Origin of the sequence: Aquihabitans sp. G128, assembly GCF_019048865.1 — a bacterium.
GTDB lineage: Bacteria > Actinomycetota > Acidimicrobiia > Acidimicrobiales > Iamiaceae > Aquihabitans.
In genome coordinates this window covers 2,502,019-2,526,382 of the sequence record NZ_CP077604.1, presented here as the reverse complement: position 1 = coordinate 2,526,382, position 24,364 = coordinate 2,502,019, and the positions used below count along the sequence as shown (strand labels likewise).

Genomic DNA, 24,364 nt, shown 5'->3' with positions numbered 1-24,364 from the left:
CCGCTCGGACGAGTGGTGCGCCGCCGGGCCCTCGTTGTAGCAACGCCGGGCGGCCTTGTCGATGGCCGGGGGGCGCGGCGGTAGCGTCGGGGCCATGCCCGAACCGCTCGTCCCCTCAACCGGCCTCGGGGTGCTGCACCTCTTCTGTGCGGTCGCTCCGCTCACCGATCGCGCTGCGGTCGAGGCCGCGGTGAAGTCCGCCGAGGCCGACGACCTCCAGGTCGTCCCGGTCGCGGTGCTGGGGCACAAGGCCGACGTCGCGTTCATGGTGCTGGGCAAGGACCTGTGGCGGCTCCGGGCCTTCCAGTCGGCCGTGGTGGCCGCCGGGCTCGACGTCGTCGACTCCTACGTCTCGCTCACCGAGTTGTCCGAGTACGCGAAGGGCCTGCCCGAGCAGATGGCGCAGGCTCGCCTGTACCCCGTGCTCCCGCCGGAGGGGAAGGCGGCGTGGTGCTTCTACCCCATGTCCAAGCGGCGGGACCCGGAGCAGAACTGGTACGCCCTGCCCTTCGACGAGCGCAAGGAGCTCATGATGGAGCACGGCGCGCCGGGCCGGAAGTTCGCCGGCCGCATCCTGCAGCTCATCACCGGCTCCACCGGCGTCGACGACTGGGAGTGGGGCGTCACCCTGTTCGCCGAGAACCCCGACGACCTCAAGGAGGTCGTCTACACCATGCGGTTCGACAAGGCGTCCACCGAGTATGCCGAGTTCGGGGCGTTCACCACGGGCGCCGTCGGCACCCTCGCCGAGGTCCTGGACGCGGTCGGCGTCACCGGGTGAAGCTCTCCGGGCGGCGCAACCTCGACCGGCTGCTGATCGGCGTCGGGGTCCTGGTGGTGGGCGGCGCCGCCGCGGCCGGCGCCGCGTTCGGCGACGCCGAGCGCATCGCCGACACCCAGGTCCACGTCGTGGTCGACCAGGGCGGCTCGGCCCGGGTCTCGGAGGCCATCGACTACGACTTCGGCACCAGCAGCGACCGCCACGGCATCTTCCGCGACGTGCCCGGCCTGGGCTCGGACTCGAACGTCGAGGTGTCGAGCGACGCGCCGGACCAGTTCACGCTGATCGGCGACCGCATCAAGATCGGCGACCCCGACGAGACCATCAGCGGCCGCCACCGCTACGACATCGGCTACACGCTGGCCGACGTCGCCCCCGGGGCGAAGCTGGCCTTCAACGGCGTGGGTGCCGGGTGGGACGTGCCCATCACCGAGGCCACCATCGCCGTCACCGGGCCCTACCGCTGGAGCGGGCTCACCTGCGACCAGGGGAGCACCGGCCGCACCGGCGGCTGCGAGGCCACCCAGCCCGAGCCCGGTCGCATCGTGGTGCAGGTCTCCGACCTCGGCGCCCACGAGGGCGTGACCGTCCGGGCCACCGGAGCCGAGCCGCTCGCTGCTGCGCCGGCCATGCCGGCCTTCCACGCGCCGCCCGCCGACGACAGCCCGAAGGCCGGCCTGCCCTTCCTGGTGGCCGCCGCCGCGGCGCTCGTGGCCGCGCTGGTGGCCGCCCCGCTGGTGCGGCGGGCCGGGGCCGAGCGGGTGTCGGGCGCCAGCGCGGCCGACGCCGCCTTTCCCGGCGTGCTGGCCGGGGGCCTGCCGCCGCCACCGGGCACCGAGCGACGGGTCGATGCCTCCGAGCTCGCGTCCATGGCCACCGTCGAGTTCGCGCCGCCGCCGGGCATGGGCGCGCCCTACGGCGGGATCGTCCTGCGCGAGGCGGTGCGACCGGAGCACAAGGTCGCCTGGCTCATCGAGCAGGTCACGGCCGGAGCGGCCACCCTCGACGACACCACCGGCACCAGCACCCTGACGCGCGTCGACGTGCCGGGCCGGCCCACCGACCCGATCCTGCAGGAGGCCTTCGCCGGCCGCACCTCGCTCTCGCTCGGCACCTACGACAGCTCGTTCTCCGAGGCGTGGACCCACCTGGGCTCGTCGCTCGACGGCTGGCGGCACCAGTCCGGCCTCTGGGACCGGGCCGGCGACCGCAACCGCACCACCGCCCTCGTCGCCGGCACCATCGCCACCTTGGTCGGCCTGGCCGGTGCGGCCATCGGCGCCTACGCCCAGGTGCTGCCGGTGGTCGGCGTGGCGGCAGTCGTCGCCATCGTCGGCTTCACCGCCGCCATCCGCTCCCACGAGCTGCTCGTCCGCACGCCGATGGGCTCGGCCCTGTGGCTGCGGATCGAGTCGTTCCGGCGCTTCCTCAGCGAGTCCGAGGCGCAGCACGTCGACTGGGCCGTCGAGCACGGCGTCCTGCGCCAGTACACGGCGTGGGCCGTGGCCGTGGGCGAGATCGACCACTGGCAGAAGGCGGTGGCCGGCTCGGCCGCCGCGGCCTCGGCCGACCCGGGCGCCACCCACCTGGCCTACCTGGCCCCGGCGCTGCTCGTCTCGACGGCCAGCACCTCGACCGCGCCGTCGTCGTCGGGCTCCGGCGGCTTCGGTGGCGGTGGCGTCGGCGGCGGGGCCGGCGGCGGCGGGGGCGGGTCGTGGTGAGCATCGACGGCGCGCTCGACGTGCTGCGAGCCGAGCTGCGCCGCCACGGCTCGCTGGTGGTCGCCTTCTCCGGCGGTGCCGACTCGGCGTTCCTCGGCTGGGTGGCCACCGACGAGCTCGGCGCCGACGCCGTCCGCTGCGTCACCGCCGTCTCGCCCTCGTTGCCGGCCGACGAGCTCGACGACTGCCGCGCCCTGGCCGCCGAGTGGGGCCTCTCCTGGTCCACCGTCGCCACCGAGGAGCTCGACGACCCGGCGTACCGGGCCAACGACGCCGACCGCTGCTACCACTGCAAGGAGGCGCTGTCGGTGGCCCTCGACCCCATCGCCGCCGATGCCGGCGCCACCGTGGCGCTCGGCGTGAACCTCGACGACCTGGGCGACCACCGCCCGGGCCAGCGGGCCGCGCAGGAGCACGGGGCGGTGTTCCCGCTCGTCGAGGCCGGCTTCACCAAGGCGATGGTCCGCGAGGCTTCTCGCTCGCTCGGGCTGCGCACGGCCGACAAGCCGGCTGCCGCCTGCCTCGCGTCGCGCGTCCCCTACGGCACGCCGGTGACCCTGGGCGTGCTGGCCGAGGTCGAGGCCGCCGAGGCCGCCCTGCGCCGCCTCGGCTTCGACGAGCTGCGGGTCCGCCACTACCGCGACACCGCCCGCATCGAGGTGCCGCTCGACCGCCTGGCCGCGGTGGTCGAGGCCCGTGAGGTGGTGGTGGCCGCGGTGCGCGCCGCAGGGTACCGCTACGTGACGCTCGACCTCGAGGGCCTCCGCACCGGCAACCTCAACGACGCCCTCGCCGACTGAGGGCGACGGCCCCCCACGCATAGTGGTGCAATTCGCACCCTTCGTGGAAAGTTGACCGCAAAGGGTGGCGCAATTCCTACGTTGCGTGGTACTTTCACGCCACAGCCCGAAATCTCACGAATTGTGGCTGCGCGACCACCATTTGTCCTTCAGCTGCAGCGGCAGCGCGCCGTTACTCCTCCTGCGAGGTGCCAGCGAGGCACCCCCTGGACGAAGGCGATCAGATGGCGCGACGCACGGGTTCGATGGTGGTTCTGGCGATGAGCGGGCTGATCGGCCTCGCGGCGTGCCAGCCGACCCCGCCGGCGACGCCGACCGGCCCGGCCCCCACCGGCCCCACGGTCGAGACACCGAGCACCGAGACGACCGTGCCGGGCGCCCCCACCACCGTCGCCCCCAGCACCACCACGACGGCGGCCCCGACCACCACCACCGCCGCCCCCACCACGACCACCGCGGCACCGACCACCACGACCACCCCGCGGACCACCACCACGACCGCGGCGCCCACCACCACGACGACCACCCCGCCGGCCCCCGGCACCCGGGCCGGCTGGACCCTGGTGGGCGGCGACGAGTTCAACGGCACGAGCGTCGACACCTCCAAGTGGAAGATGTACAACAACACCTACGGCGACGGGAACCACGAGCTGGCCTGCCTGCAGCCCAGCAACGTGGCCGAGTCCGGCGGCTCGTTGAAGATCACCTCCAAGAGGCAGACCGTCACCTGCCCCGGCGGCAGCGTCCGGAACTACACCTCGGGCTTCCTCGGCTCCCGTGAGGTCGGCAAGTACTTCCCCCGCTACGCCCGGTTCGAGATGCGGGCCAAGCTGCCCCACGCCCAGGGCCTGTGGCCGGCGTTCTGGCTCCGCCACAAGAACGGCGCCTCCACCGCCGAGGTCGACATCATGGAGTACTTCCACTCCGCCGCCCCGGGCAAGGGCTACGCCACCCTCCACCTCGACGGCCGCAAGAACCTGTCCAAGGGCCGGGTGGGCTTCGAGCCCTCGAACGCCACCCCGGCGTGGCACACCTGGGCCGTCGAGATCAGCCCGGACCCCAACGGCGTGAAGTTCGACTTCTTCATGGACGACGTGAAGTTCCACAGCTACGTCGACACCCAGCACAACTGGACGGCATCGGCCGACGCCGCCTCCACCTGGGACATCGCCATCAACCAGGCCGTCGGCGGCGACTGGATCGGTGACCCGGACGGGACGCTCGGCTACCTCCGGGGCGCCGACCGCTGCTCGATCAGCGGCACGGCGCCCGGCGGCTGCGTGACCACCGGCATCCAGCGGGTCAAGTGGGCCGACCCGGCCGCCACCACCTACTCGATCGACTACGTGCGGGTGTACACCCGCTGAGCCGCAGCCGGCCCGGTCAGGGCTGGCCGGTGAGCTGCAGGTCGAAGCCGGCGGTGGGCTGCGCCTTGTAGTTGAGGTGGAGCTCGACGGCGATGGTGTTGGCGCCGGCGTGGAAGGCGCTGGCGGGCACCTCGAGCCGGACCGGCACGTGGCGCTGGGCGGCGGCCGGAGCGGTGAGGGCGTAGGTGCCCGGACCGATGGCGCCGGTCGGCAGGTTGGACCGGGCGACCTCGACGCCGTTGACGTAGACCACGGCGCCGGCGTTGCGGACGAGGTCGACGAGGACGGTCCGGTAGATCGACGGGTCGGCGACGGTGACCGTGGTGCGGTAGTAGCTGGTGAGCGGGCGGGGCGAGGGGGCCGAGGTGATCACGGTGCCCTTGGGCGTGTCGCCGAAGCCGAGCTCCCCGGGTCCCACCTGCCAGCCGGTGGTTGCGTAGCCCGGTGCCTGCCAGGCGCCGGCCGGGGCGGTGGCCTGGTACCACCAGGTCCACGAGCTCCCGAACGCCAGCAGGGTGCGGGACACGGGCGGCGCGGTCTGGCGGGGCGCCGAGGCGGCGGTGTTGCCGCTGGTGTCGAACGCGGTCACGACGTACGTGTGGGCCTGGGCGGTGGACGTGGCGTCGACGTAGCGGGCGTCCTGCGGGCCGACGACAGCGACGGGGGCGCCGTCACGGCTGACGAGGTAGCCGCCGAGGGCGGTCTCGTCGCTGGAGGGCGTCCAGGTCAGGTCGACGGTGCCGCTCCCGGCGGCGGCCGTGAGGGCCGGTGCCGAGGGGGCGGTGTTGTCTGCGGTGGCACCGCGGGTGGTGGCCTGGAGGTCGAGGAAGACCTTGCCCGATGCCGCCCGCCAGCCGTGCACCTCGACGGCGATGGTGTTGCGGCCCGCCTTGAGCAGCGAGCCCGGCACCTCGTAGGTCTTGGTGCGGAGGTCCTCGGCGCCGCCGACGTAGGCCGAGGCCGGCGTGGCCGCCGAGATCGCCCCGGTCGGCAGGTTGGTGCGGCCCGCCTCTACGCCGTTCACGTAGAGCACGGCGCCTTGGGTGAAGAGGGCTTGGAGCTCCAGCACCTTGACCGCGGCCGGATCGGCCACGTCGAACGACGTGCGGAAGTAGCTGGTGGTGGGGCGGCCGGCGCCGTCGATGGTGGTGGCCTGGGTGCCGCCCCAGCCGAGCACGGCCTTGCCGGTGGCGAAGGCGCTGTCGTCGTAGGTGGTGCTGCGCCAGGCGGTGCCGAGGTCGGCGCCGTCGGCCCGGTACCGCCACGTGGAGCCGAACGCCACCGGGGTGCCCACGGTGGGCGCCGGGCCGTTGACGGCGACGGGCGCCGGGCTGGCGGAGCGGTTGCCCCGGGTGTCGGCCGCCCGCACCGTGTAGCGGTGCGAGGAGCCGGCGGCCACGGTGGCGTCGCTGAAGGTGGTGCCGAACACCGAGGCGATCACGCGGTCGTCGCGGTAGACGTCGTAGGAGACGGTGCCGCTGGCGTCGGTGGAACCGGTCCAGCTGAGGTTCACCGCGCCGGAGGCCGTCGTGGCCCTCAGGTTGGTGGGCGTGGTCGGGACGACGGCGTCGGTGGGGCAGAAGCGGGCGAAGCCGCCGAGGTAGTCGGTGGCGGCGTTGCCGGAGTACGAGCCGCGCACGAGGTCGCCACCCACCCACAGGCACTTGCGCTTGTCCTGGGAGATGCTCCAGATGCCTTCGTCGTTGGTGCCCTTGGTGCCGTTGGGCCACCAGGTGGTGTCGTAGTCGAAGGTCTCGGCGTTCCAGCGGCCGACCATGCGGATGGGGTCGACGGCGCGGTAGCCGCGGGGGTTGCTCCAGCTGTTGGTGCCCGAGTACGTCCAGTTCATGCAGTGGCAGCTGGCGTAGGCGTAGCCGTCGAAGACCTCGATGGCCTGGAAGTCCCCGCCCTGCTTGGTGATGTGGGAGTCGATCAGGGTGGTGCGGTTGTGGTCGTACATCTGCAGCGTGTGCTCGGCGCCGCCCACCAGGATCTTGTTGCCGTACTCGGCCACGGCCTGCTGGTACCAGTTGTTGGCCCGGGAGCCCTCCGACGGCTGGTACGGGCCGATGCCGGGGATGACCGCGCCGTTGGTGGGGTTGGTGATGCCGTAGAAGCCGTGGTTGGTGTCGCCGTTGACGGCGTTGAAGAAGCCGGCCATGTAGACCCGGTCGCCGGCGGCGGAGACCCGGAGGCGCACGGCCGAGGCGAACACCTGGGGCCGCCAGCTGCCCGGCGTGCCGTTGGTGGTGCGCAGGTTGATGGCGTTGGTGGTGGTGGTCGGCGCCGCAGTGCCGCCCTTCACCGTGGTGAAGCGGCCGCTGGCGTAGATCCAGTCGCCCTTGCTGTCGAGGCCGCGCACGATGGCACCGCCGCCGGAACGGGTGGCGCTGGCCTTCCAGGTGGTGAGCACCTTGCCGGTGGCGGGGTCGAGGGCGGCGAGGGCGCTGGTGTCGGCCACGCCGTCGACGGAGGTGAAGTCGCCGCCGATGATGAGCTTGCCGTCGTCGGTGAGGGTCATGTCCCACACGCGGCCGGCCACGTTCGGGCGGAAGGTGCTGATCCAGTTGCCGTCGAGGTCGAAGGCGGCCAGCGAGCCCTGGGCGATCGGGGTGGCGCCCGGCCCGTTCTGCACGCCGGTGAACCGGCCGCCGACGTAGACCCGGTCGCCGTAGACCTTGATGACCATCACGTTGTCCTGCCACGGCGTGACGGTGGCCTCGTTGGTGTGGTTGTAGCCCGAGACGCCCCACCGGGCGAGCTCGGAGCGGTTCTTCAGGCTGGGGACCTTGGCCTGGGCCGGGTAGCCGGCGGCGGGGATGGGCGTGAAGCCGGCGGCGTCGTTGGCGATGCGGGGGCGCAGCCAGACCTTGGTGAAGGCGAGGGGCGAGCCCTCGTTGGCGGAGGTCCAGAGGTGGTTGGTGGCGGCGTTGGAGCCGCCGCCGACCTGGCTGCCGAAGCCGAAGCCCTGCTGGTTGGCGTGGTTGGCCCAGGCGAAGGTGAACAGGCGGCGGGTGTCCTGGACGCCGGCCAGGCCGTTGGTGGCCTGGCCCTGCACGGAGGCGGCGGTGTCGCGGGTGTTCGAGCCGTTGTAGGTGGTGCCGTTGACGGTGACCTTGTTGAGCAGCTGGCCGGCGGCCAGGTTCCAGGTCCACTCCCGGGCCTTGGAGTAGAGGCGGTAGTCCTGCTTGGTGGTGCCGGCGGCGTTGGTGGAGCGTTCGAGGCGGATGCCGTCGGCCAGCGCCGAGGGCGCGCCGTGGTCGAGGAGCCCGTCGATGAGGGTGGTGTCGAGCGACGCGGGGGCGAAGGCGCCGGTGCCGTCGGTGGTGGTGCGGACCGTGGCGGGGCTGCCCTGGCCGTTGGGGCTGAAGGTCCAGCCGTTGCGGCCGCGGCCGACGAGGACCCAGCCGCCGCCGTCGGTGGCCATGTCGCAGGCCACCTGCACCGGTCGGTCCATGGAAGCGGTGAGCACCCAGTAGGTGCCCGATGCAGAGGTCGGGTGCTGCTGCTTGATGCCCCAGCACGAGGCGCCGGCAGTGGTGGAGGTGGTGCCGTCGCCGGCGGCCGCCGGGGCGGCGGCGGCGGTGCCCGACCGCAAGGCGGCGGTGGCGGGCACCACCGCCACCAGGGCGAGGAAGGCGGTGGCGGCGATGGTCCACCGTCGGTTCAGCTGGGTTGTGCGCACGTCGATCCCCTCCAGGACTCGAGCGTGGCCCGCACCCAGGGTGCTGGTCGGTCCGTCGTTGCCACGCTGCGTGGGGACCCTAGGCCATGGTCACGCAACGTGGCAAGGGGCACAGCGATGCTACGGAGGGTGAGGGGCTGCCGACGCGACGGAGCCCCGGTCCGAGGACCGGGGCTCCGTGGTCGGTGGGACCGCCGCGCTAGGGGAGGCCGGTCACCTTCAGGTCGAAGCCGGCCGTCGGCTGGCTCTTGTAGTTGAGGTGCAGCTCCACGGCGATGGTGTTGCTGCCGGCGCGGAAGGCGCTGGCGGGCACCTCGAGGCGGACCGGCACGTGGCGCTGGGCCGCGGCCGGGTACGACGAGGCGTAGGTGCTCGACGTGATGGGCCCGGTGGGCAGGTTGGAGCGGCCGACCTCGACGCCGTTCACGTAGACGACGGCACCCGAGTTGCGGATCAGGTCCAGGGCGATGGTCTTGAACGCCGTGGGGTCGGTCACCGTGACGGTGGTGCGGTAGTAGCTGGTGAGCGGGCGGGGCGAGGCGGCGGTGGTGATCACGGTGCCCTTCGGGGTGTCCCCGAAGCCGAGTTCGCCGGCGCCGGTCTGCCAGCCCGAGGTGTCGTAGGTGTCGCCCTGCCACCCGGCGGCCGGGTCCGTGGCCTGGTACCACCAGGCGTAGGTGCTGCCGAAGGCCAGGAGGTTCGGGTTGGCCGAGACCGTGGTGGCCACCTGCGTGGAGGCGGCGGTGTTGCCGCCGCCGTCGAACGCGGTCACCACGTACTGGTGGGCCGTGGCGGTGTCGACGGCGTCGGTGTAGCTGGTGGCCAGCGGGCCAACGATGGCGACGGGGCTGCCGTCACGGGCGACCACGTAGCCGCCGAGGCTCTGGTCGTCGGTGGACGGGGTCCAGGTGAGGGCCACGCCGTCGGCACCGGCCGTGGCCGTGACCGTGGGCTTGGTGGGCGCCGTGGTGTCGGTGCTCGAGCCCCGGCTGGTGGCCTGCAGGTCGAAGAACGCCTTGGTGGCGTTGGCCTTCCAGGCGTGCAGCTCCACGGCGATGCTGTTGGCACCGGCCTTGAGGATGCTGCCGGGGACCCGGATGGCCTTGACCGTGGCGTCCTCGGCGGCGCTCGTGTACGCCGAGGCGAGGGTGGCGGAGGTGACCGCCCCGCTGGGCATGTTCACCCGGCCGACCTCGACGCCGTTCACGTAGACCACCGCGCCCTGGGCCAGCTTGGCCTCGAGGCCGAGGACCTTGACCTGGGACGGGTCGGCGACGGTGAACGAGCTGCGGAGGTAGGTGGTGACGGGCTTGGTGGCGCCGCCGAGGGTGGTGGCCTGGGTGCCGCCCCAGCCGAGCTGGCCCGGGCCGGAGGCCCACGCTGTCGTCGAAGGTGCCGGAGCGCCAGGCCGTGCCGAGGTCGGCGCCGGAGTCGACGTACTTCCACGTGGCGCCGTAGGCGATCGGGGTGGCGATCTCCGGGGCGGGGCCGTTGACGGCGATCGGGGCCGGGCTGGCGGAGCGGTTGCCCCGGGCGTCGGCGGCGCGGACCGTGTACTGGTGGGCGCCCGAGGAGCCGTTGGCGGTGGTGTCGCTGAAGGTGGTGCCGAACACGGTGGCGATCACGCGATCGTCTCGGTACACGTCGTAGGACGGGGTGCCGCTGGCGTCGGTGGAGGCGGTCCAGCTGAGGTCGACCGACCCGGAGGCGACGGTGGCCTTCAGGTTGGTGGGGGTGGTGGGCACCACGGCGTCGGTGGGGCAGAACCGGGCGAAGCCGCCGAGGTAGTCGGTGGCGGCGTTGCCGGAGTAGGCGCCGCGGACGAGGTCGCCACCCACCCAGAGGCAGTCGCGCTTGTCCGAGGTGATGCTCCAGATGCCCTCGTCGTTGATGCCCTTGGTGCCGTTCGGGTACCAGGTGGTGTCGTAGTCGAACGTGGTGGCGTCGACCCGGCCGACCATGCGGATGGGGTCGACGGCCCGGAACCCGGTCGGGTTCGTCCAGTTGTTGGTGCCCTGGTACACCCAGTTCATGCAGTGGCACGAGAAGTAGATGTAGTTGCCGACCTTCTCGATGGCCTGGGTGTCGCCGCCCTGCTTGGTGATCGTCGAGTCGATCAGCGTGTTGCGGTTGTGGTCGTACATCTGGAAGTCGTGCTCGGAGCCGCCCACCAGGATGTTGTCGCCGTTCTCGGCCACGGCCTGCTGGTACTTCGAGCCGGTGGTGGAGGGCTGCCACGGGCCGAGGCCCGGGATCACGGCGCCGTTGGTCGGGTTGGTGATGCCGTAGTAGCCGTGGTTGGTGTCGTCGTTGACGGCGTTGAAGTAGCCGGCCATGTAGACCCGGTCGCCCGCGGCGGAGACCAGCAGGCGCACGGCGGCGGCGTAGATGCGGGGGCGCCAGCTGCCGGGGTTGCCGTTCGAGGTCTTGAGGTTGATGGCGTTGGTGGTGGTGGTCACCGGGTACGTGCCGCCCTTGACCGAGTTGAAGCGGCCGCCGGCGTAGACCCAGTCGCCCTTGGTGGCGAGCGAGCGCACGATGGCGCGGGCGGTGGTGCCGGTGCGGGTGACGCTGCCCTTCCAGGTCGTGATGACCTTGCCGGTGGCGGGATCGAGGGCGGCCATGCCGCTGGTGTCGGCGAGGCCGTCGACCGAGGTGAAGTCGCCGCCGATGATGAGCTTGCCGTCGTCGGTGAGGACCATGTCCCACACCCGGCCGGCCACGTTCGGGCGGAAGGTGCTGATCCAGTTGCCGTCGAGGTCGAAGGCGGCGATGGAGCCCTGGGCGATGGGCGTGGCGGAGGGGCCGTTCTGCACGCCGGTGAAGCGGCCGCCCACGTAGACCCGGTCGCCGTAGGCCTTGATCACCATCACGTTGTCCTTCCAGGGCGTGACGGTGTCCTCGTTGTCGTGGTTGTAGCCCGACACGCCCCAGGGGGCGACCTCGGACCGGTTCTTCAGGGAGAGCGGCTTGGCCTCGGCCGGGTAGCCGGCGGCGGGGATGGGGGTGAAGCCGGCGGCGTCGTTGGCGATGCGGGGGCGGACCCAGACCTTGGTGAAGGCGAGCGGCGAGCCCTCGCTGGCGGCGGTCCACAGGTAGTTGGTGCTGGCGTTGGAGCCGCCGCCGACCTGGTTGCCGAAGCCGAAGCCCATCTGGTTGTTGTGGCCGGTCCAGGCGAAGGTGTACATCCGCCGGGTGTCCTGGGCGCCGGAGAGGCCGTTGGTGGCCTGGCCGGTGGCGCCGGCTGCGGTGTCGGCGGTGTTCGAGCCGTTGTAGGTGGTGCCGTTGACGGTGACCTTGTTGAGGAGCTGGCCGGCGCCGAGGTTCCAGGTCCAGCTGCGCGACCGGGGGTAGAGCCGGTAGTCCTGGCGGTTGCTGCCGTCGGTGTTGGTGGCCCGCTCGAGGCGGATGCCGTCGGCCAGCGCCGAGGGGGCGCCCTTGTCGAGCAGCCCGTCGATGGTGGCGGTGTCGAGCGAGGCGGGGGCGAAGGCGCCGGTGCCGTCGGTGGTGGTGCGCACGGTGGCGGCGCTGCCCTGGCCGTTCGGGCTGAAGGTCCAGCCGTTGCGGCCGCGAGCCACGAGCACCCAGCCGCCGCCGTCGGTGGTCATGTCGCAGGCGAACTGCGCCGGGCGGTCCATGGACTTGGTGAGCAGCCAGAAGGTGCCCGACGCCGAGGCCGGGTACTGCTGCTTGATGCCCCAGCACGAGGCGCCGGCGGTGGCCGAGCTGGTGCCGTCGCCCGGGAGGGCGGGGGCGGCGCTGGCGGAGTCCGACCGCAGGGCGGCCGTCACGGGCACCACCGCCACGAGGGCGAGGAAGGCGATGCCGGCGATGGTCCATCGGCGGTTGGCTGAGCGCATGGGGTGGCCTTTGTGCGGTGTCGGCGAGGGCCGACGGTTCGGATGGGCGCGGGAGCTTCGGGCAGCCTAGGGAATCTCACGCACCGTGGCAACCCACCCATTTTGGTTACGGAGGGTGGTGGGCCGAACGGCCCACCCGGCGCGAGCGGCGAGCCGCCTCCCATCGGCCGCGGTCGGACGAGATGGAGCGCGACGGACCAGGCCGTTCGGACCATTTCACCGGGGCCGCGCCGCCCTCGGCGCCGGTGGGTCAGGCGGCGAGGGTGCGGTACGCCTTCACGAAGGACTGGGCCGTGAAGAGGGCCATGAAGGCGAACAGGGCGCCGTAGGCCACCAGGAAGGCGGTGGGGGCGGCGAGCAGGAAGAACGCCAGGCACAGGGTGCCGTAGTCCATCGGGAGCAGGACCACCGAGCGCAGCGCCGAGCCCGCCCCCGCGCCGGACGGCGCCTCCGTCGGCTTGGCCGGCTTCCCGCCGAGCTGGTCGCGCAGCATCATCCCGAAGAAGAAGGTGATGTTGACGATGCCGAAGGCGAGCGGCAGGGCCAGCCACCGGTTCGAGCCCAGGTCCGCGAAGCGGGCGAGCGACACCAGCACACCGGCGTGCAGCGACGACGTCTTGGCCACGTCGACCACGTGGTCCAGCCACTCGCCCGACGGCTTGCCGCCGCCCCGGACGCGGGACAGCTGGCCGTCGGCGGAGTCGAAGGCGTACCCCAGCAGCAGGCTCACGGCGATGGCCGCGGCGGCCGCCGGACCGGGGTCGACGACGGCGAGGGCGGCGATGGCGGCGAAGGAGAACAGGGCGCTGAGCGCCGTGAGGTGGTTGGGGGTGAGCCCGAGCCCGTAGCCCACCGCCGCGATCCAACCGCCGGCGCGGCGGTTGACGTAGCGGAGGTACGCCGGCACGCCGACCTTGCTCTTCTGCGCCCCGGAGAGCTTCCCGAGCGCCTCCCGGGTGCGCAGCCCGAACCCGCTGGTGGCCTGGGGGGTGGGGCTGGCGGACATCGGTGCAGCGTACGGCAGGGATGGGGGGTCCCCGGGCCGTACTGTGGGCCCATGGCTCCTGCTCGGACCGGACGCGTGGGCTACGCCCCGGGCGTCTACGACCTCTTCCACGTCGGCCACCTGAACATCTTCCGGGAGTCCCGCCAGTTCTGCGACCACCTGATCGCCGGCGTGGTCTCCGACGAGATGGCCCAGCGCACCAAGGGCGGCACCCCGGTGATCCCGCTGGCGGAGCGGCTCGAGATCGTGGGCGCCGTCCGCTACGTCGACGAGGCGGTGGTGGAGGACGTGCCCCACAAGCTCGAGATGTGGGAGCGCCTCAAGTTCGACGTGATCATCAAGGGCGACGACTGGCGGGGCACCGACAAGGGCGACAAGCTCGAGGCCGACTTCGCCGCCGTGGGGGTCGAGGTGGCCTACCTCCCCTACACCCAGCGCACGTCGAGCTCGTTCCTGCGCGAGGTCCTCCAGGCCGTCCTCGACGGCCGCCCGCTCACCTAGGCCGCGGCGGCCGGCACGGCCCGGCGGGACTCGCGGTGGGCGATGCCCACGGCCAGGCCCAGCACGATGATGTGGGGGAGCAGGCCGTAGTACGGCAGCTCCACCACGGTGATGACGATGCTCAGGTGCGCCCACCAGCCGAGCGGCGTCCGCACCAGGCCCGATCGGAACGTCTCGATGCCCAGCCAGGTGAGGAACAGGGCGAGGCCCACGAACCCGTGGATGAACATGAGGTACCAGAGCAGCCCGTGGGTGCCCACCGGGGGCGAGTTCTTGTAGTAGTTCGTCTCGCGGGGCACGCCGTTGCCCACCAGCGGCGAGTCGACGGCGCCCTTCCAGGAGTCGACGTAGAGCTCGGAGCGGGCCTCGTTGGAGTCGCCGGAGCCGCCGAGGCGGCTCTGCACCAGCGAGCCGGCGGGCGTGGCCACCAGCAGGATGCCCACCACCCCGATGGCGCCGAAGAGCACGGCCAGGGCGCCGAAGCGGCCCCGGAGCGCCTTGCGGGCGGCGTAGTAGACGAGGCCGACGATGAGCCCGATCCAGAGGCCGCGGTTGGCGGAGGTGAGGATCGGGATGATGCTCGCCGCCAGCAGGACGAGGCCGATCTTGCGGCGCCGGCGGTCGACGTCGATGAGCCACGACCGCACGAAGAAGGGGGTGAGGATGCCCACCGCCGCGCCCCAGCTGTTGGCCGCGGCCCACGGTGCGGCGGGCCGGGAGAAGGCGTGGTCGAGGAAGTCCTGGTTGTCGGCCAGGTGCCAGTCGCTGATGCGGGCCAGGAAGTTGATGCGCCCGATCGGGCCCATGAGGGTGGTGAACGGCGAGCCCATGTCGAGGTGGGGCATGACCTGGGCGAGGTAGCCGAACGCGATGGTGCAGATCCACAGCGCGGCCAGCCAGTCGACGATGCGCTGGGTGGGCACCCGCTCCTCGCTCACGTTGGCCACCCACACCGCGGCGGCCAGGCAGCCCAGGAACAGCGAGAACCGGTAGGTGAAGATCGGCAGCGAGCTCGGCTTGGTCATCGAGAAGCTGAGCGGGATCCAGCAGACGAAGATCATCAGCGGGATGGTCGACCACGGGTAGCGGGTCTCGCGGTGGAACAGCACCCGGCCGGCCAGGGCGAAGGCCACGATGGGCCAGACGATCCCGTGCACGCCGAGCAGGAAGGCCAGCGGCATGCCGGCGGTGATGGCCCACACCGGCCACGTGGCGCGGGTGGGGCGCAGCGTCCGGCGCGGGGCGACGGGCGTCGCGGGTGGCGCCGGGGGGTCGGCCGCGGGGATCGCTCGCGGCCGGGTGGCGGTCACGTCCAGACGACTTCGCTGACGGTGACGTCGGCCTCCGTCAGGGCGCTGACGGCCTGCTCGACGCCCTGGCTGTCGTCGCCCTCGACGATGACGGCGGTCTTGGCCACCCACTGCCCGAGGGCGGCGGCCGCCGCGTTGCGGGTGGGGGTGGCGGCCACGAAGACCACGACCTCGAAGCTCTCGCGCCCGGCCCGGGTGATGAGGGCCTCGACCACGGCGCGGCGCAGGAGGCCCGAGGCCTCCGCCGACCCGCGGGGTCGCAGCCAGGTGACGGTGGGGCCGGCCTGGGTGATGGTGGCCCCGGCGACGTCGGGGAGGCTGGCCGGCCCGGTGATCGACGGCCCGGTGATGAGGTCGGTGAACGAGGTGACCACGTGGGCCTGGCGGAGGTCGCGCTCGGACGTGCCGGCCAGGACGAACAGGGCGGGGATGCCGGCGTAGGTGAGGCTGGAGGCCAGCTCCTCGGCCAGGGCGATCGGCGGCTCGCTGCGGGTGCCGACCACGAGGACCGACGACGCCCGGCCCTTGCTGCCGCTGCCGGCGAGCTCGACGGCGAGCCGGTCGATGGCGGCGTCGACCTCGGCCGGGCTGGCCCGCCGGCCGGTGGCGGTGGGCAGGATGCGGAGGTTGGCGCCAGGGGCGAGGCGGGCGACCTTGCGACGCCCGCCGCCGAGGCTGTCGCGGCGGTCGACGAGCAGGGCCACGCCCAGGCCGGCCAGCACGATCAGGCCGAACACGCCGACGCCCATGCCGAGCGCCTTCTTGGACAGGCCGGCGTCGGGCAGCGGCGCCTCCTTGACCAGCCGGCCGGCAGCCGCGGTGTCAACGTCGGTGTAGGCCGAGCGCTTCGTGTTGAGCGAGTTGACCCCCTGCAGCGCCTGCTGCACGGCGGCCTGGGCCTGGGTGCGGGCCGACGAGCCGGACTCGGTGGCGTCGAAGGCCTTGTTGGCCTCGTTCAGCGCGGCCCGGGCGTCGGCGAGCTGCTGGTCGATGCGGGCGATGGCCTTGGCGTAGCCGTCGGTGGCCTGCTTGGTGCGCTCGGCGATGTAGGCCTTGGCGATGGCGTTGGCACGGTCGCGGGCGCCGGAGGCGGAGTCGGACGCCACGGTGAGGGCGATGACCCGCGAGTCCTCCTTGGTGGTGACGATGAGGTCGGCGAACAGGGTGCGGTTGTCGCCCTGGATGTCGAGCTGCTTGCGCACGGCGTTGCCGACGGCGTCGCTGCGCACGAGGTCGGCCTCGGTGCCGAGGTCGACCTTGTCGTTGGCCGGGTTGCTGGCCACCGTCGGGTCGTCGGGGATGCTGGTGATCTCGACGCGGGACGTGGCGCTGTAGGTGGGCGGCCGCGAGGCGAACGTGAAGTACCCGGCCAGGAGCCCGAGCACGGCCGCGCCGAGGACGATCGCGGAGCGCCGCCTGAGCAGGCCCAGCAGGTCGGTCAGGCGGAAGCCGGATTCGAGATCGCTCATCAGGTGGTTCCTCGTGCGGGGATCGCCGCGTCAGTCGTTCCGGGAGATGATCGGCGGCGAACGCCGTTCCACCAGGAATCCAGGTGCAAAGGTGACCGGAACGTCCACAGTCCGGCCACGTACAGGCCACCGCCGATGCTACAAGTGGCCAGCAAGGAGCCCCAGGCATCCCCGCCCAGGAGGCGGGCCACCACGCCCACCCCGCCCACGGTGGCCGCCGAGAGGGCCATGCCCACCACGGCGGGGCGGCCGATGGTCCGCAGGCCCATGGAGACGTTCGTCTGCCAGGTGTGGAGCACCTCGGCCACCACGATGCTGGCCCCCCAGACCACGCCGGCGGCGGTGAGGCCGTAGCGGGGGACGAAGATCAGGTTGCCGCCGATGTTGACCACCAGCACCACGAGGGTGTCGAACATGGCCTGGCGACTGCGGCCGGCCATGAGGATGACCGCGCCCGAGGGCCCCGTCGGGGTGGTGAGCAGCATGGCGATCGACAGGGCCACCAGCGCGCCCCGGGCCTCGATCACCTCGTCGCCGAAGACGGTGAGGAGCGGGGTCGGGAAGATCAGGGTGATGAGGTAGACGGGCCACATCACCACCACCTGCCAGCCGCCCACGATCTGCACCAGGGCCGAGGCCTCGGCCTTGCGGGCCACGGCGAGCAGGCCGCTCAGGCGGGGCGAGATCACCTGCACCAGGGCGTCGGCGGCGAAGAGGCCGGGCAGCAGGTAGCGGGTGCCCGAGGCGTAGATGCCCGCGGCGGTGGTGGAGAGGATGGCGCCGACGAGGATGGTGTCGAACCAGTTGATGACGACGTTCGAGGCCTGGGCGATGGCCCGCGGCCCGGTGTAGCCCCAAAACTCCTTGCGCATCGTCGGGGTGGCGGCCGCCTTGGGCTGGCCCGACGCCGCCACGGCGCGGTGGACCCGGCGGTAGAGCGACCAGCTCGAGATGGCCAGCGCCGGGACGTTGCTCGCCGCCCACGCCGCGCCCACCCCGCGGGGCCCCATGCCGATGGCGGCGGCCCCGCCGGCCACGATGGGCAGCGACAGGGACCGGGCGATCTTCTCGATCAGCACCTGCGGCAGCATGGTGTCGAAGCCGCGCGTGGCCTGGACCACCACGGCGTGCAGGGTGGCGAACGGCACGAACACGACCATGGCCCGGAGGACCTCGGTGACCTCCTCGACCCGGCGGCCGTTGGCGAAGATCTCGGCCAGGTTCGGCGCCGTGAACCAGAGCAGCGCGGTCACGGCCAGGCTGAGGACCGCCACGGGCACCAGGGCGATGCGGATGGCGGCGGGGATCTCGTGGGCCTGGCGGGTGGCGCGCAGCGTGCTGATGGTGCGGACGAGGCCGGTGGACGTGCCGATGCCGGCGATGACGGTGACGATGTTGAAGATGGCGATGGCCACCACCACGACGCCGGCGGCCCGGACGCCGATGCCGCGGTTGAGCACGATCAGCAGGACGAAGCCCGACAGGCCGTAGATCACGGCGCCGATCAGGTTGGCGGCGCCGCCGCGGGCCACGCCGGCCACCAGGCCGGGCGCGGCGCTGCTCGTGGTGGGCTCGGCCACGCTCAGATGCCCCGTCCGCGCTTGTTCAGGAAGGCCGAGACCTTGCCGGCCGGGAGGCCGGCGGCCACGGCGAGGGCGATGGCAGCCCGCGGCTCGCGCCAGGACCAGCGCAGGGTGGTGCCGACCTGGCGCAGGGCATCGGCGCGCCGGCCCTGGGCGGCGATGGCCACCGCGATCTGGCCCTCGACCCGGGCTCGACCCTGCGGCTCGCGGCTGAAGTCGGGGTTGTCGCGCAGCACCTGGCCCAGCGCGGCCTCCCAGTCGGGCCACTGGTCGCGGAAGTGCGAGCGGACGATCCAGCGCATCTGCAGGAGGGGCTCGGGCTCGACCGGCACGGGTGCGTGGCGGGTGGCGCGCAGCATCCACTCGTAGTCCTCGGCGTAGCCGCCGGGGATGTGCTCGTCCATGGGCCCGATCTCGCCCCAGAAGGCGTCGCGGCGGACCATGGCGGTGCCCATGTAGGCCTCCATGCGCCGGGTGCGCAGGAGGTCGACGTAGCGGAGGACGCCGTCGACGCCGGGGCGGGGGATGATCTGCCCGTCGATCACGACCTCGAGGCCCGACGAGCAGGTGTCGGCGCCGGTGCGCTCGAGCAGGTCGAGCTGGCGGCGGGCCTTGTCGGGCAGCCACAGGTCGTCGTCGTCGCAGAAGCCCAGCACCGGGCCGCGGGCGGCGGCGGCGCCGCAGTTGCGGCTCCCCGGCAGGCCCGGCGTGCGGTCGTTGGCGAGGATGCGGACCGGGCGGTGCGGGTCGTCGGACGCCAGCTCGGGCTCGGGATCGGTCTTGTCCCAGACCACGATGGTCTCGATGGCGCCGGGGTGGTCCTGGTCCCGGATGGCGGCGATGGCCTCCCGCAGCTGCACCGGGCGGCTGTGCGTGGAGATGACCACGGTCAGGACGATGCTCTCGCCGTCGCCCTCAACCTCTCCGGTGGTCACCGCGTCTCCTCCCTGGCCCGCCCGTGCGTGCGGAGACCCTATCGGCGGCCTCGCGCCGATCTTGAACCGGTCGACGGTCCGAACGGGCTGGTTCGTGGGGGTCGGTTCAGCTGGTGAAGCGGGCGGCGTAGGTGCTGCTGGTGCGGAGCAGGTTGACCAGGGAGAGCTGGCTGCGGCCCTTGTGGGCGGTGATCTCGGCCTGGGTGGGGGCCTTGCGGAGCAGGCCGTACCAGGTGCTCACGAGCCGGACGGCGGTGGCGGTGCGGGACTTGGCCGCCGAGGACTCGGTGAAGAACAGCAGCACGTCGCCGCGGCTGGTGCCCCGGCGCAGGCGGTCGACCCACGGCTGGCGCTGGGCCAGCGTGGACGCCTGGCCCAGGGCGATCGAGTACAGCTTGGCGACGTAGGCGTCGTCGCCCAGCGACGCCCAGTTGGCGGCGAAGAACGGGGCGAGGCCGCGCAGGTCGGGACGGTCCCACGACACCGAGATCCAGGAGCCCAGGCTGGCGCCGGGGTGGCGGCCGAGGCCGGCTTCGTAGAGGCGGGTGACCGCGGCGCCGTGGCGCTGCCAGTCGTCGCTGGCCAGCTGCTCGACGATCAGGGTCGACGGCGGGTTGGCCTTGAGCCGCTGGCGCCAGTCGGCCAGCTCGCCGGCGGAGGGCTGGCGGTGGCGGAGGTCCAGGAACTGGCGCCGGATGAAGGCCGAGCTCTCGGGGTCGAACGGCCCGAAGCGCCGCTGGAGCTCGATCCACGTCGACGTCGCGCTCAGTCGGGCGTAGACGCCGGGCTTGCCGGCCTCGGCGCAGCCCAGGCCCCACGACACCACGCCGACCTGGCGCCAGCCACCGGAGGCGGGGACGACGAGCGGCCCGCCGGAGTCGCCCTGGCAGGAGTCCCGGCCGCCGGCCAGCGGCCCGGCGCACAGCATGGTCGCCCCGCGGTACTCGTAGCCCCGCATGGCCCCGGCCGCCGGGCGCAGCGGGTAGGCGCCGGAGCAGGTGGCCTCCGACTGGACCGGCACCTTGACGTAGCGGGCGATGTCGGGGATCGAGGAGCTGCCCTCGCTCTGGGTGCCCCAGCCGACGGTGGTGGCCTGGGCCCCGGCGTCGTCGAGGGCGAGCTCGGCGGCCGACGTGCCGATCACCGCCACCTCGGGCGCCCAGGTGGGGCGGCCGAGGCGGATGAGGGCGAAGTCGTCGTCGTTGTCGACGCCGGTGTAGCCGGGGTCGGGGTAGATGCCGACGACCGGCAGGCGCTGCCCGTCGTCGCCGGCCAGCGAGTTGGTGCCGGTGAGCACGTCGAAGGAGCTCGGCGACGACACCTGCAGCGAGATCTGCTCCACCACGCAGTGGGCGGCGGTGAGCACCCACGACCGCGACAGCACGGTGGCGCCGCAGCGGAAGCCCTGCGAGCGCGACGCGCCCCGGTAGACGAGCGCCGCCAGCCAGGGGAACTGGCCGGGCGCGGTCTGGCTGCCGCCGACGATGTGGGTCTGGGCGGGCGGGGTGGTCGTCGTCGGCGGCGGCTGGGGGGGCGCTGGCGCTGGTGCTGGTCGAGACCGGTGCGTCCTGGGCCACGGCCGGCGTCGCCACGGCAGCCGTCACGGCCAGCAGCCCGGCGGCGAGGAAGGCGACGAATCGGACGACCACGGCGTCCACGGTACTGCGTGTCCCTGTGCCGCTCAGCGGCCCGGGACCTCCACGTGGATGGGCGTCCAGAAGGGGAACGTCAGGTGGGCGACCCCCAGGTGGTCGGCGATCCGGCCCTTGTCCTGCAGCTCTCGCAGGCACCCGGCCACCTGGTCCCGGCCGCCCGCGAAGGTGATGTAGTCGGCCACCGGCAGCAGCAGCGGGCCCTCGTCGGCGTCGCCGGGGCGCAGGACCGCCTCGACCTCGAGCGTCGGCCGGCACGGGTGGGATCCGTCGATCAGCCCCGAGTGGTAGACGACGGACTCGAAGACGGAGAACGCCCGGATGATCACGAGCAGTAGGTTCGTCGCCGTGGTCGCCGATGCCAACCCCCGCGACGCACCGGGCGACGCGGCGGCCCTCCGAGGCCACGCCGAGGCCCTCGCCGGCGGCATCGTGGCGGCCCTCGGGCCCTGGGTCGAGCGGGTGGTGGCCGAGCGGGCCGAGCAGTGGCGCCCAGGCTCCGGAGCGTCGTTGCGGCCGGCGGCGGCGGCGGCCGGCGCCGACGCCGCGGCCGAGGTGGGCGCCGCGGTGCGCGAGCTGCTGGCCACCGACGTCGACGAGCAGCGCACCGGGCCGCTCGCCCTCCTCCGCAGCGCCGTGCGGTTCCCGACCGCCGTGCTGGCCGGCGCCGGGCTCCCCGGCGTCGAGCGGGACGAGTTCGCCGAGCGGGCCTTCCCGGCCGACGTGTACGACCTCGCGCCCGCCGCCTTCGCCGACCTCGATCCGGACCTGGCCGAGCTCGGCCTCGTCTGGGGCGCCGCCAAGGCCCACGTGGTGCTGGCCCGCCGCCGGGCCGAGGGCCTCCGGTGACCGGGACCGGCCCGGTGCGGGTGGTGGCCTACGTGCCCGACCTGATGGACCGCTCGAAGCTGGCCCGCCTGGGTGCGGTCGAGGTGGTCCACGTGGCCCGTCCCGACGACCTGGCCGCCGTCGCCGTCGACGGCGACCTCGTGGTGGTCGACCTCTCCCGCCCCGGCGCGGTGGCTGCCCTCGGGGCCATCGCCGGCCAGGTGGTGGGCTTCGCCAGCCACGTCGACACCGACCTCATCGCGGCCGCCCGGGCGGCGGGGTGCGGCGAGGTCCTGCCCCGCTCGCGCTTCTTCGCCACCCTCGCCGAGCGCCTCTAGCTAGCGGACCACCCAGGCGTCGGGCTCGGCGGCGATCTGCTCGATGGCGGGCTTGAGGGCGCCGTCACGGAGGTCGGCCAGGGTGACCTCCTCGAGGATCGACCGCAGGTTCGAGCGCACCGCGATCCACGCCCGCTGGAGCACGGCCAGGTCCTCGGGGTACGAGAGGGCGTCGGGGCGCTCGCCCCGCACGTCGGCCAGCGGGCCCTCGGCGGCGCGGATGACGTCGGCCATGGTCACCTTCTCGGGCGGGCGCTGCAGCCAGTAGCCGCCGTCGGCGCCGCGGACGCTGCCCACCAGGCCGCTGCGCTTGAGGTCGGCCAGGATGTGCTCCAGGAACTTCGAGGGGATCTCCTGGGCGTCGGCGATGGCCTGGCGGGTGAGCGGCACGGGGCGCGAGTCGTCGGTGGGGTACACGCGGGCCAGCTCGATGGCAGCGCGGACGGCGTAGTCGACCTTGGCGGTGGTGCGCATGGGGTGCTGGGGTTCCTAGCGGTCGTCGAAGCGCTGCCAGCCGGCGTCGGTGATCGACCTCGGCTCGAAGAACAGGCAGAACTCGGGGCAGGCGAACGGGGCCTTCTCGTTGGCGTCCACCCGGCACCGCTGCACCTGTTCACCGGTGGGGGTGGTGCGGGTGGAGTAGTGGCGGCAATCCTGGCGAACGCCCATGTCCGGCATCTTCGCACGCCCGGCGCGGGGTCGGCCGCGGGCCCGGTGCATCGGTAACGTCACCGCCATGGCAGAGCGACTGGTCGTGATCGGTGGCGACGCCGCGGGGATGGCGGCGGCCACCAACGCCCGCCGGGGCCGGGCGGACCTCGAGATCGTGGCGCTGGAGAAGGGCCGCTACACGTCGTACTCGGCGTGCGGGATCCCGTACCTCGTGGGCGGCTCGGTGGGCGAGCTCGACGACCTCGTGGTGCGCACCCCGCAGGAGTTCCGCGACCAGCACCGCATCGACGTCCGCGTCGGCCACGAGGTGAAGGGCATCGACCTCGCCGCCCGCCGCCTCGAGGTGCGGGCCCTCGACCAGGGCCGCACGTTCCACCTCGGGTTCGACCTCCTGCACGTGGCCACCGGCGCCCGCCCGGTGCGCCCGGACCTCCCCGGCATCGACGCCGACTGGATCCACGGCGTGCAGACGCTCACCGACGCCGCCGGCCTCCTGGCGTCCATCGACGCCCGGACCTGTCGGCGCGTGGTCGTGATCGGCGGCGGCTACGTCGGGCTGGAGATGGCCGAGGCGTTCGTCGACCGCGGTGCCCAGGTCACCCTGGTCGACGCCGCACCGCAGCCGATGCGCACCGTCGACCCCGACCTCGGCGCCAAGGTGGCCGAGGTGCTGGCCGGCTACGGCGTCACCGTCCAGGTCGACACCAAGGTGCAGGGCTTCGGCGACCACGTGGTGCACACCGACGCCGGCGACCTGCCGGCCGACCTCGTGGTCCTGGGCATCGGCGTGCTGCCGGCGTCGCAGCTCGCCCTCGACGCCGGCCTCGACGCCGGCGCCCGGGGCGCCATCGCCGTCGACCACCGCCAGCGCACGAGCGCCGAGGGCGTCTACGCCGCCGGCGACTGCGCCGACACGTTCCACCTGGTGAGCCGCCAGCGCGTCCACGTCGCCCTCGGCACGGTGGCCAACAAGACCGGCGGCGTGGCCGGGCGCAACCTCGGCGGCGGCTACGCCAGCTTCCCCGGCGTCCTCGGCACGGCCGTCACCCGCATCTGCGAGGTCGAGGTGGCCCGCACGGGCCTCAACCAGCAGGAGGCCGCGGCCGCCGGCATCGAGTGCGTGGTCGGTACGGCCGAGGCCACCACCCGAGCGGGCTACTTCCCCGGCAGCGCCGAGGTGACGGCCCGCGTCCTGGCCGAGCGGGGGACCGGGCGCCTCATCGGCGGGCAGATCGTCGGCGCCGATCGGGTGGGCAAGCGCATCGACGTCCTGGCCACCGCGATCACCGCCGGCATGACGGCCAACGACGTCCTCGAGCTCGACCTGGCCTACGCCCCCTCGGTGTCGCCGCTGTGGGACCCGGTGCAGGTGGCGGCCCGCAAGGCGGTGTCGGCGCTGGCCGCCGCCGACGCCCGCTGAGGCGAGCGTCCGGCATCGCCGCGGCGAGGTGCCATGCTGCCCGTGGCGGCGTGACCGGCAGGCCGATTCAGCTTGGCGAAAGGTTCTCCCATGAAGCTCATCACCGCGATCGTGAAGCCGTTCCGGCTCGACGAGGTCAAGAGCTCGCTCAAGGCGGCGGGCGTGGCGGGCATCACGGTGTCGGAGGTGCAGGGCTTCGGCCGGCAGGCGGGCCACACCGAGGTGTACCGGGGCACCGAGTACCAGATCGACTTCGTGCCCAAGGTGAGCATCGAGCTGGTGGTGCAGGACGACGACGTCGACCGCATCCTCGAGGTCGTGGCCGAAGCGGCCCGCACGGGCAAGATCGGCGACGGGAAGATCTGGGTCACCAACGTCGAGCGCCTCGTCCGCATCCGCACCGGCGAGCTCGACGCCGACGCCCTCTGATCGCCGT

The 24,364-nt window shown here is 73.2% G+C and carries 20 protein-coding genes; 9 read left to right on the top strand and 11 right to left on the bottom strand.

Features of this window, described 5'->3' with window-relative positions; genetic code table 11:
* The first annotated feature begins 94 nt into the window (after positions 1-94).
* From KSP35_RS12025 to KSP35_RS12010, 4 genes are all read left to right on the top strand, one after another.
* Positions 95-781: a chlorite dismutase family protein gene (locus KSP35_RS12025; protein ID WP_254126734.1), complete on the top strand. Its 687-nt coding sequence runs from the start codon at positions 95-97 to the stop codon at positions 779-781.
* Positions 778-2,502, top strand: a complete 1,725-nt coding sequence (locus KSP35_RS12020) for a DUF2207 domain-containing protein (protein WP_216995691.1) — start codon at positions 778-780, stop codon at positions 2,500-2,502. The genes KSP35_RS12025 and KSP35_RS12020 overlap by 4 nt, the downstream gene beginning before the upstream one ends.
* Positions 2,496-3,302 carry an ATP-dependent sacrificial sulfur transferase LarE gene (gene larE / locus KSP35_RS12015; RefSeq protein WP_216995689.1) on the top strand — a complete coding sequence of 269 codons (807 nt, stop codon included), beginning with the start codon at positions 2,496-2,498 and terminating at the stop codon, positions 3,300-3,302. The genes KSP35_RS12020 and larE overlap by 7 nt, the downstream gene beginning before the upstream one ends.
* Before the next feature lie 260 nt (positions 3,303-3,562).
* Positions 3,563-4,669, top strand: coding sequence for a family 16 glycosylhydrolase (locus KSP35_RS12010; protein WP_216995687.1), 1,107 nt, complete (start codon positions 3,563-3,565; stop codon positions 4,667-4,669).
* A 16-nt stretch (positions 4,670-4,685) separates the two neighbouring features.
* Here the strand turns inward: KSP35_RS12010 and KSP35_RS12005 are convergent, their stop codons facing one another.
* From KSP35_RS12005 to KSP35_RS11995, 3 genes are all read right to left on the bottom strand, one after another.
* Positions 4,686-8,354 carry a fibrinogen-like YCDxxxxGGGW domain-containing protein gene (locus KSP35_RS12005; protein WP_216995685.1) on the bottom strand — a complete coding sequence of 1,223 codons (3,669 nt, stop codon included), beginning with the start codon at positions 8,352-8,354 and terminating at the stop codon, positions 4,686-4,688.
* Between the two features lie 854 nt (positions 8,355-9,208).
* Positions 9,209-12,214, bottom strand: a complete 3,006-nt coding sequence (locus KSP35_RS25045; RefSeq protein ID WP_216995683.1) for a fibrinogen-like YCDxxxxGGGW domain-containing protein — start codon at positions 12,212-12,214, stop codon at positions 9,209-9,211.
* Positions 12,215-12,464: 250 nt separating this feature from the next.
* Entirely contained in the window at positions 12,465-13,220 is a 756-nt protein-coding gene (locus KSP35_RS11995; protein WP_216995681.1) for a CDP-alcohol phosphatidyltransferase family protein, read from the bottom strand.
* A 51-nt stretch (positions 13,221-13,271) separates the two neighbouring features.
* Here KSP35_RS11995 and KSP35_RS11990 point away from each other — a divergent pair, with 51 nt between their 5' ends.
* Positions 13,272-13,721 (top strand): adenylyltransferase/cytidyltransferase family protein, encoded by a 450-nt coding sequence (locus KSP35_RS11990; protein ID WP_216995679.1) that lies wholly within the window; start codon positions 13,272-13,274, stop codon positions 13,719-13,721.
* Here the strand turns inward: KSP35_RS11990 and KSP35_RS11985 are convergent.
* From KSP35_RS11985 to KSP35_RS11960, 6 genes are all read right to left on the bottom strand, one after another.
* Positions 13,718-15,031: an O-antigen ligase gene (locus KSP35_RS11985; RefSeq protein WP_216995677.1), complete on the bottom strand. Its 1,314-nt coding sequence runs from the start codon at positions 15,029-15,031 to the stop codon at positions 13,718-13,720. The two genes, KSP35_RS11990 and KSP35_RS11985, sit on opposite strands and share 4 nt — an antisense overlap.
* A complete protein-coding gene (locus tag KSP35_RS11980) occupies positions 15,028-16,500 on the bottom strand; it encodes a hypothetical protein (protein ID WP_216995675.1) in 1,473 nt (490 codons plus the stop codon). Before KSP35_RS11980 ends, KSP35_RS11985 begins: the two co-directional genes overlap by 4 nt.
* The gene (locus KSP35_RS11975) at positions 16,500-18,080 is read right to left on the bottom strand and encodes an oligosaccharide flippase family protein (protein ID WP_216995673.1); all 1,581 of its coding nucleotides are present in this window, start codon (positions 18,078-18,080) and stop codon (positions 16,500-16,502) included. The genes KSP35_RS11980 and KSP35_RS11975 overlap by 1 nt, the downstream gene beginning before the upstream one ends.
* A 2-nt stretch (positions 18,081-18,082) precedes the next feature.
* Positions 18,083-19,018 (bottom strand): glycosyltransferase family 2 protein, encoded by a 936-nt coding sequence (locus KSP35_RS11970; RefSeq protein ID WP_216995671.1) that lies wholly within the window; start codon positions 19,016-19,018, stop codon positions 18,083-18,085.
* Between the two features lie 106 nt (positions 19,019-19,124).
* Positions 19,125-20,462 (bottom strand): trypsin-like serine protease, encoded by a 1,338-nt coding sequence (locus KSP35_RS11965; RefSeq protein ID WP_254127216.1) that lies wholly within the window; start codon positions 20,460-20,462, stop codon positions 19,125-19,127.
* Between the two features lie 237 nt (positions 20,463-20,699).
* A complete protein-coding gene (locus KSP35_RS11960) occupies positions 20,700-20,999 on the bottom strand; it encodes a hypothetical protein (RefSeq protein ID WP_216995669.1) in 300 nt (99 codons plus the stop codon).
* A 19-nt stretch (positions 21,000-21,018) separates the two neighbouring features.
* Here KSP35_RS11960 and KSP35_RS11955 point away from each other — a divergent pair, with 19 nt between their 5' ends.
* Positions 21,019-21,519: a hypothetical protein gene (locus KSP35_RS11955; RefSeq protein ID WP_216995667.1), complete on the top strand. Its 501-nt coding sequence runs from the start codon at positions 21,019-21,021 to the stop codon at positions 21,517-21,519.
* The gene (locus KSP35_RS11950; RefSeq protein WP_216995665.1) at positions 21,516-21,836 is read left to right on the top strand and encodes a hypothetical protein; all 321 of its coding nucleotides are present in this window, start codon (positions 21,516-21,518) and stop codon (positions 21,834-21,836) included. Before KSP35_RS11955 ends, KSP35_RS11950 begins: the two co-directional genes overlap by 4 nt.
* Here KSP35_RS11950 and KSP35_RS11945 read toward each other — a convergent pair whose 3' ends face one another.
* Positions 21,837-22,310 carry an Rrf2 family transcriptional regulator gene (locus tag KSP35_RS11945; protein WP_216995664.1) on the bottom strand — a complete coding sequence of 158 codons (474 nt, stop codon included), beginning with the start codon at positions 22,308-22,310 and terminating at the stop codon, positions 21,837-21,839.
* A 15-nt stretch (positions 22,311-22,325) separates the two neighbouring features.
* Positions 22,326-22,505, bottom strand: a complete 180-nt coding sequence (locus tag KSP35_RS11940; protein WP_216995662.1) for a hypothetical protein — start codon at positions 22,503-22,505, stop codon at positions 22,326-22,328.
* Positions 22,506-22,572: 67 nt separating this feature from the next.
* Between KSP35_RS11940 and KSP35_RS11935 the strand changes: the two genes are divergently transcribed.
* Positions 22,573-23,928, top strand: coding sequence for an FAD-dependent oxidoreductase (locus KSP35_RS11935; RefSeq protein ID WP_216995660.1), 1,356 nt, complete (start codon positions 22,573-22,575; stop codon positions 23,926-23,928).
* Between the two features lie 90 nt (positions 23,929-24,018).
* Complete coding sequence (locus KSP35_RS11930) at positions 24,019-24,357, top strand: P-II family nitrogen regulator (protein WP_216995659.1); 339 nt, start codon at positions 24,019-24,021, stop codon at positions 24,355-24,357.
* Positions 24,358-24,364 lie beyond the last annotated feature (7 nt).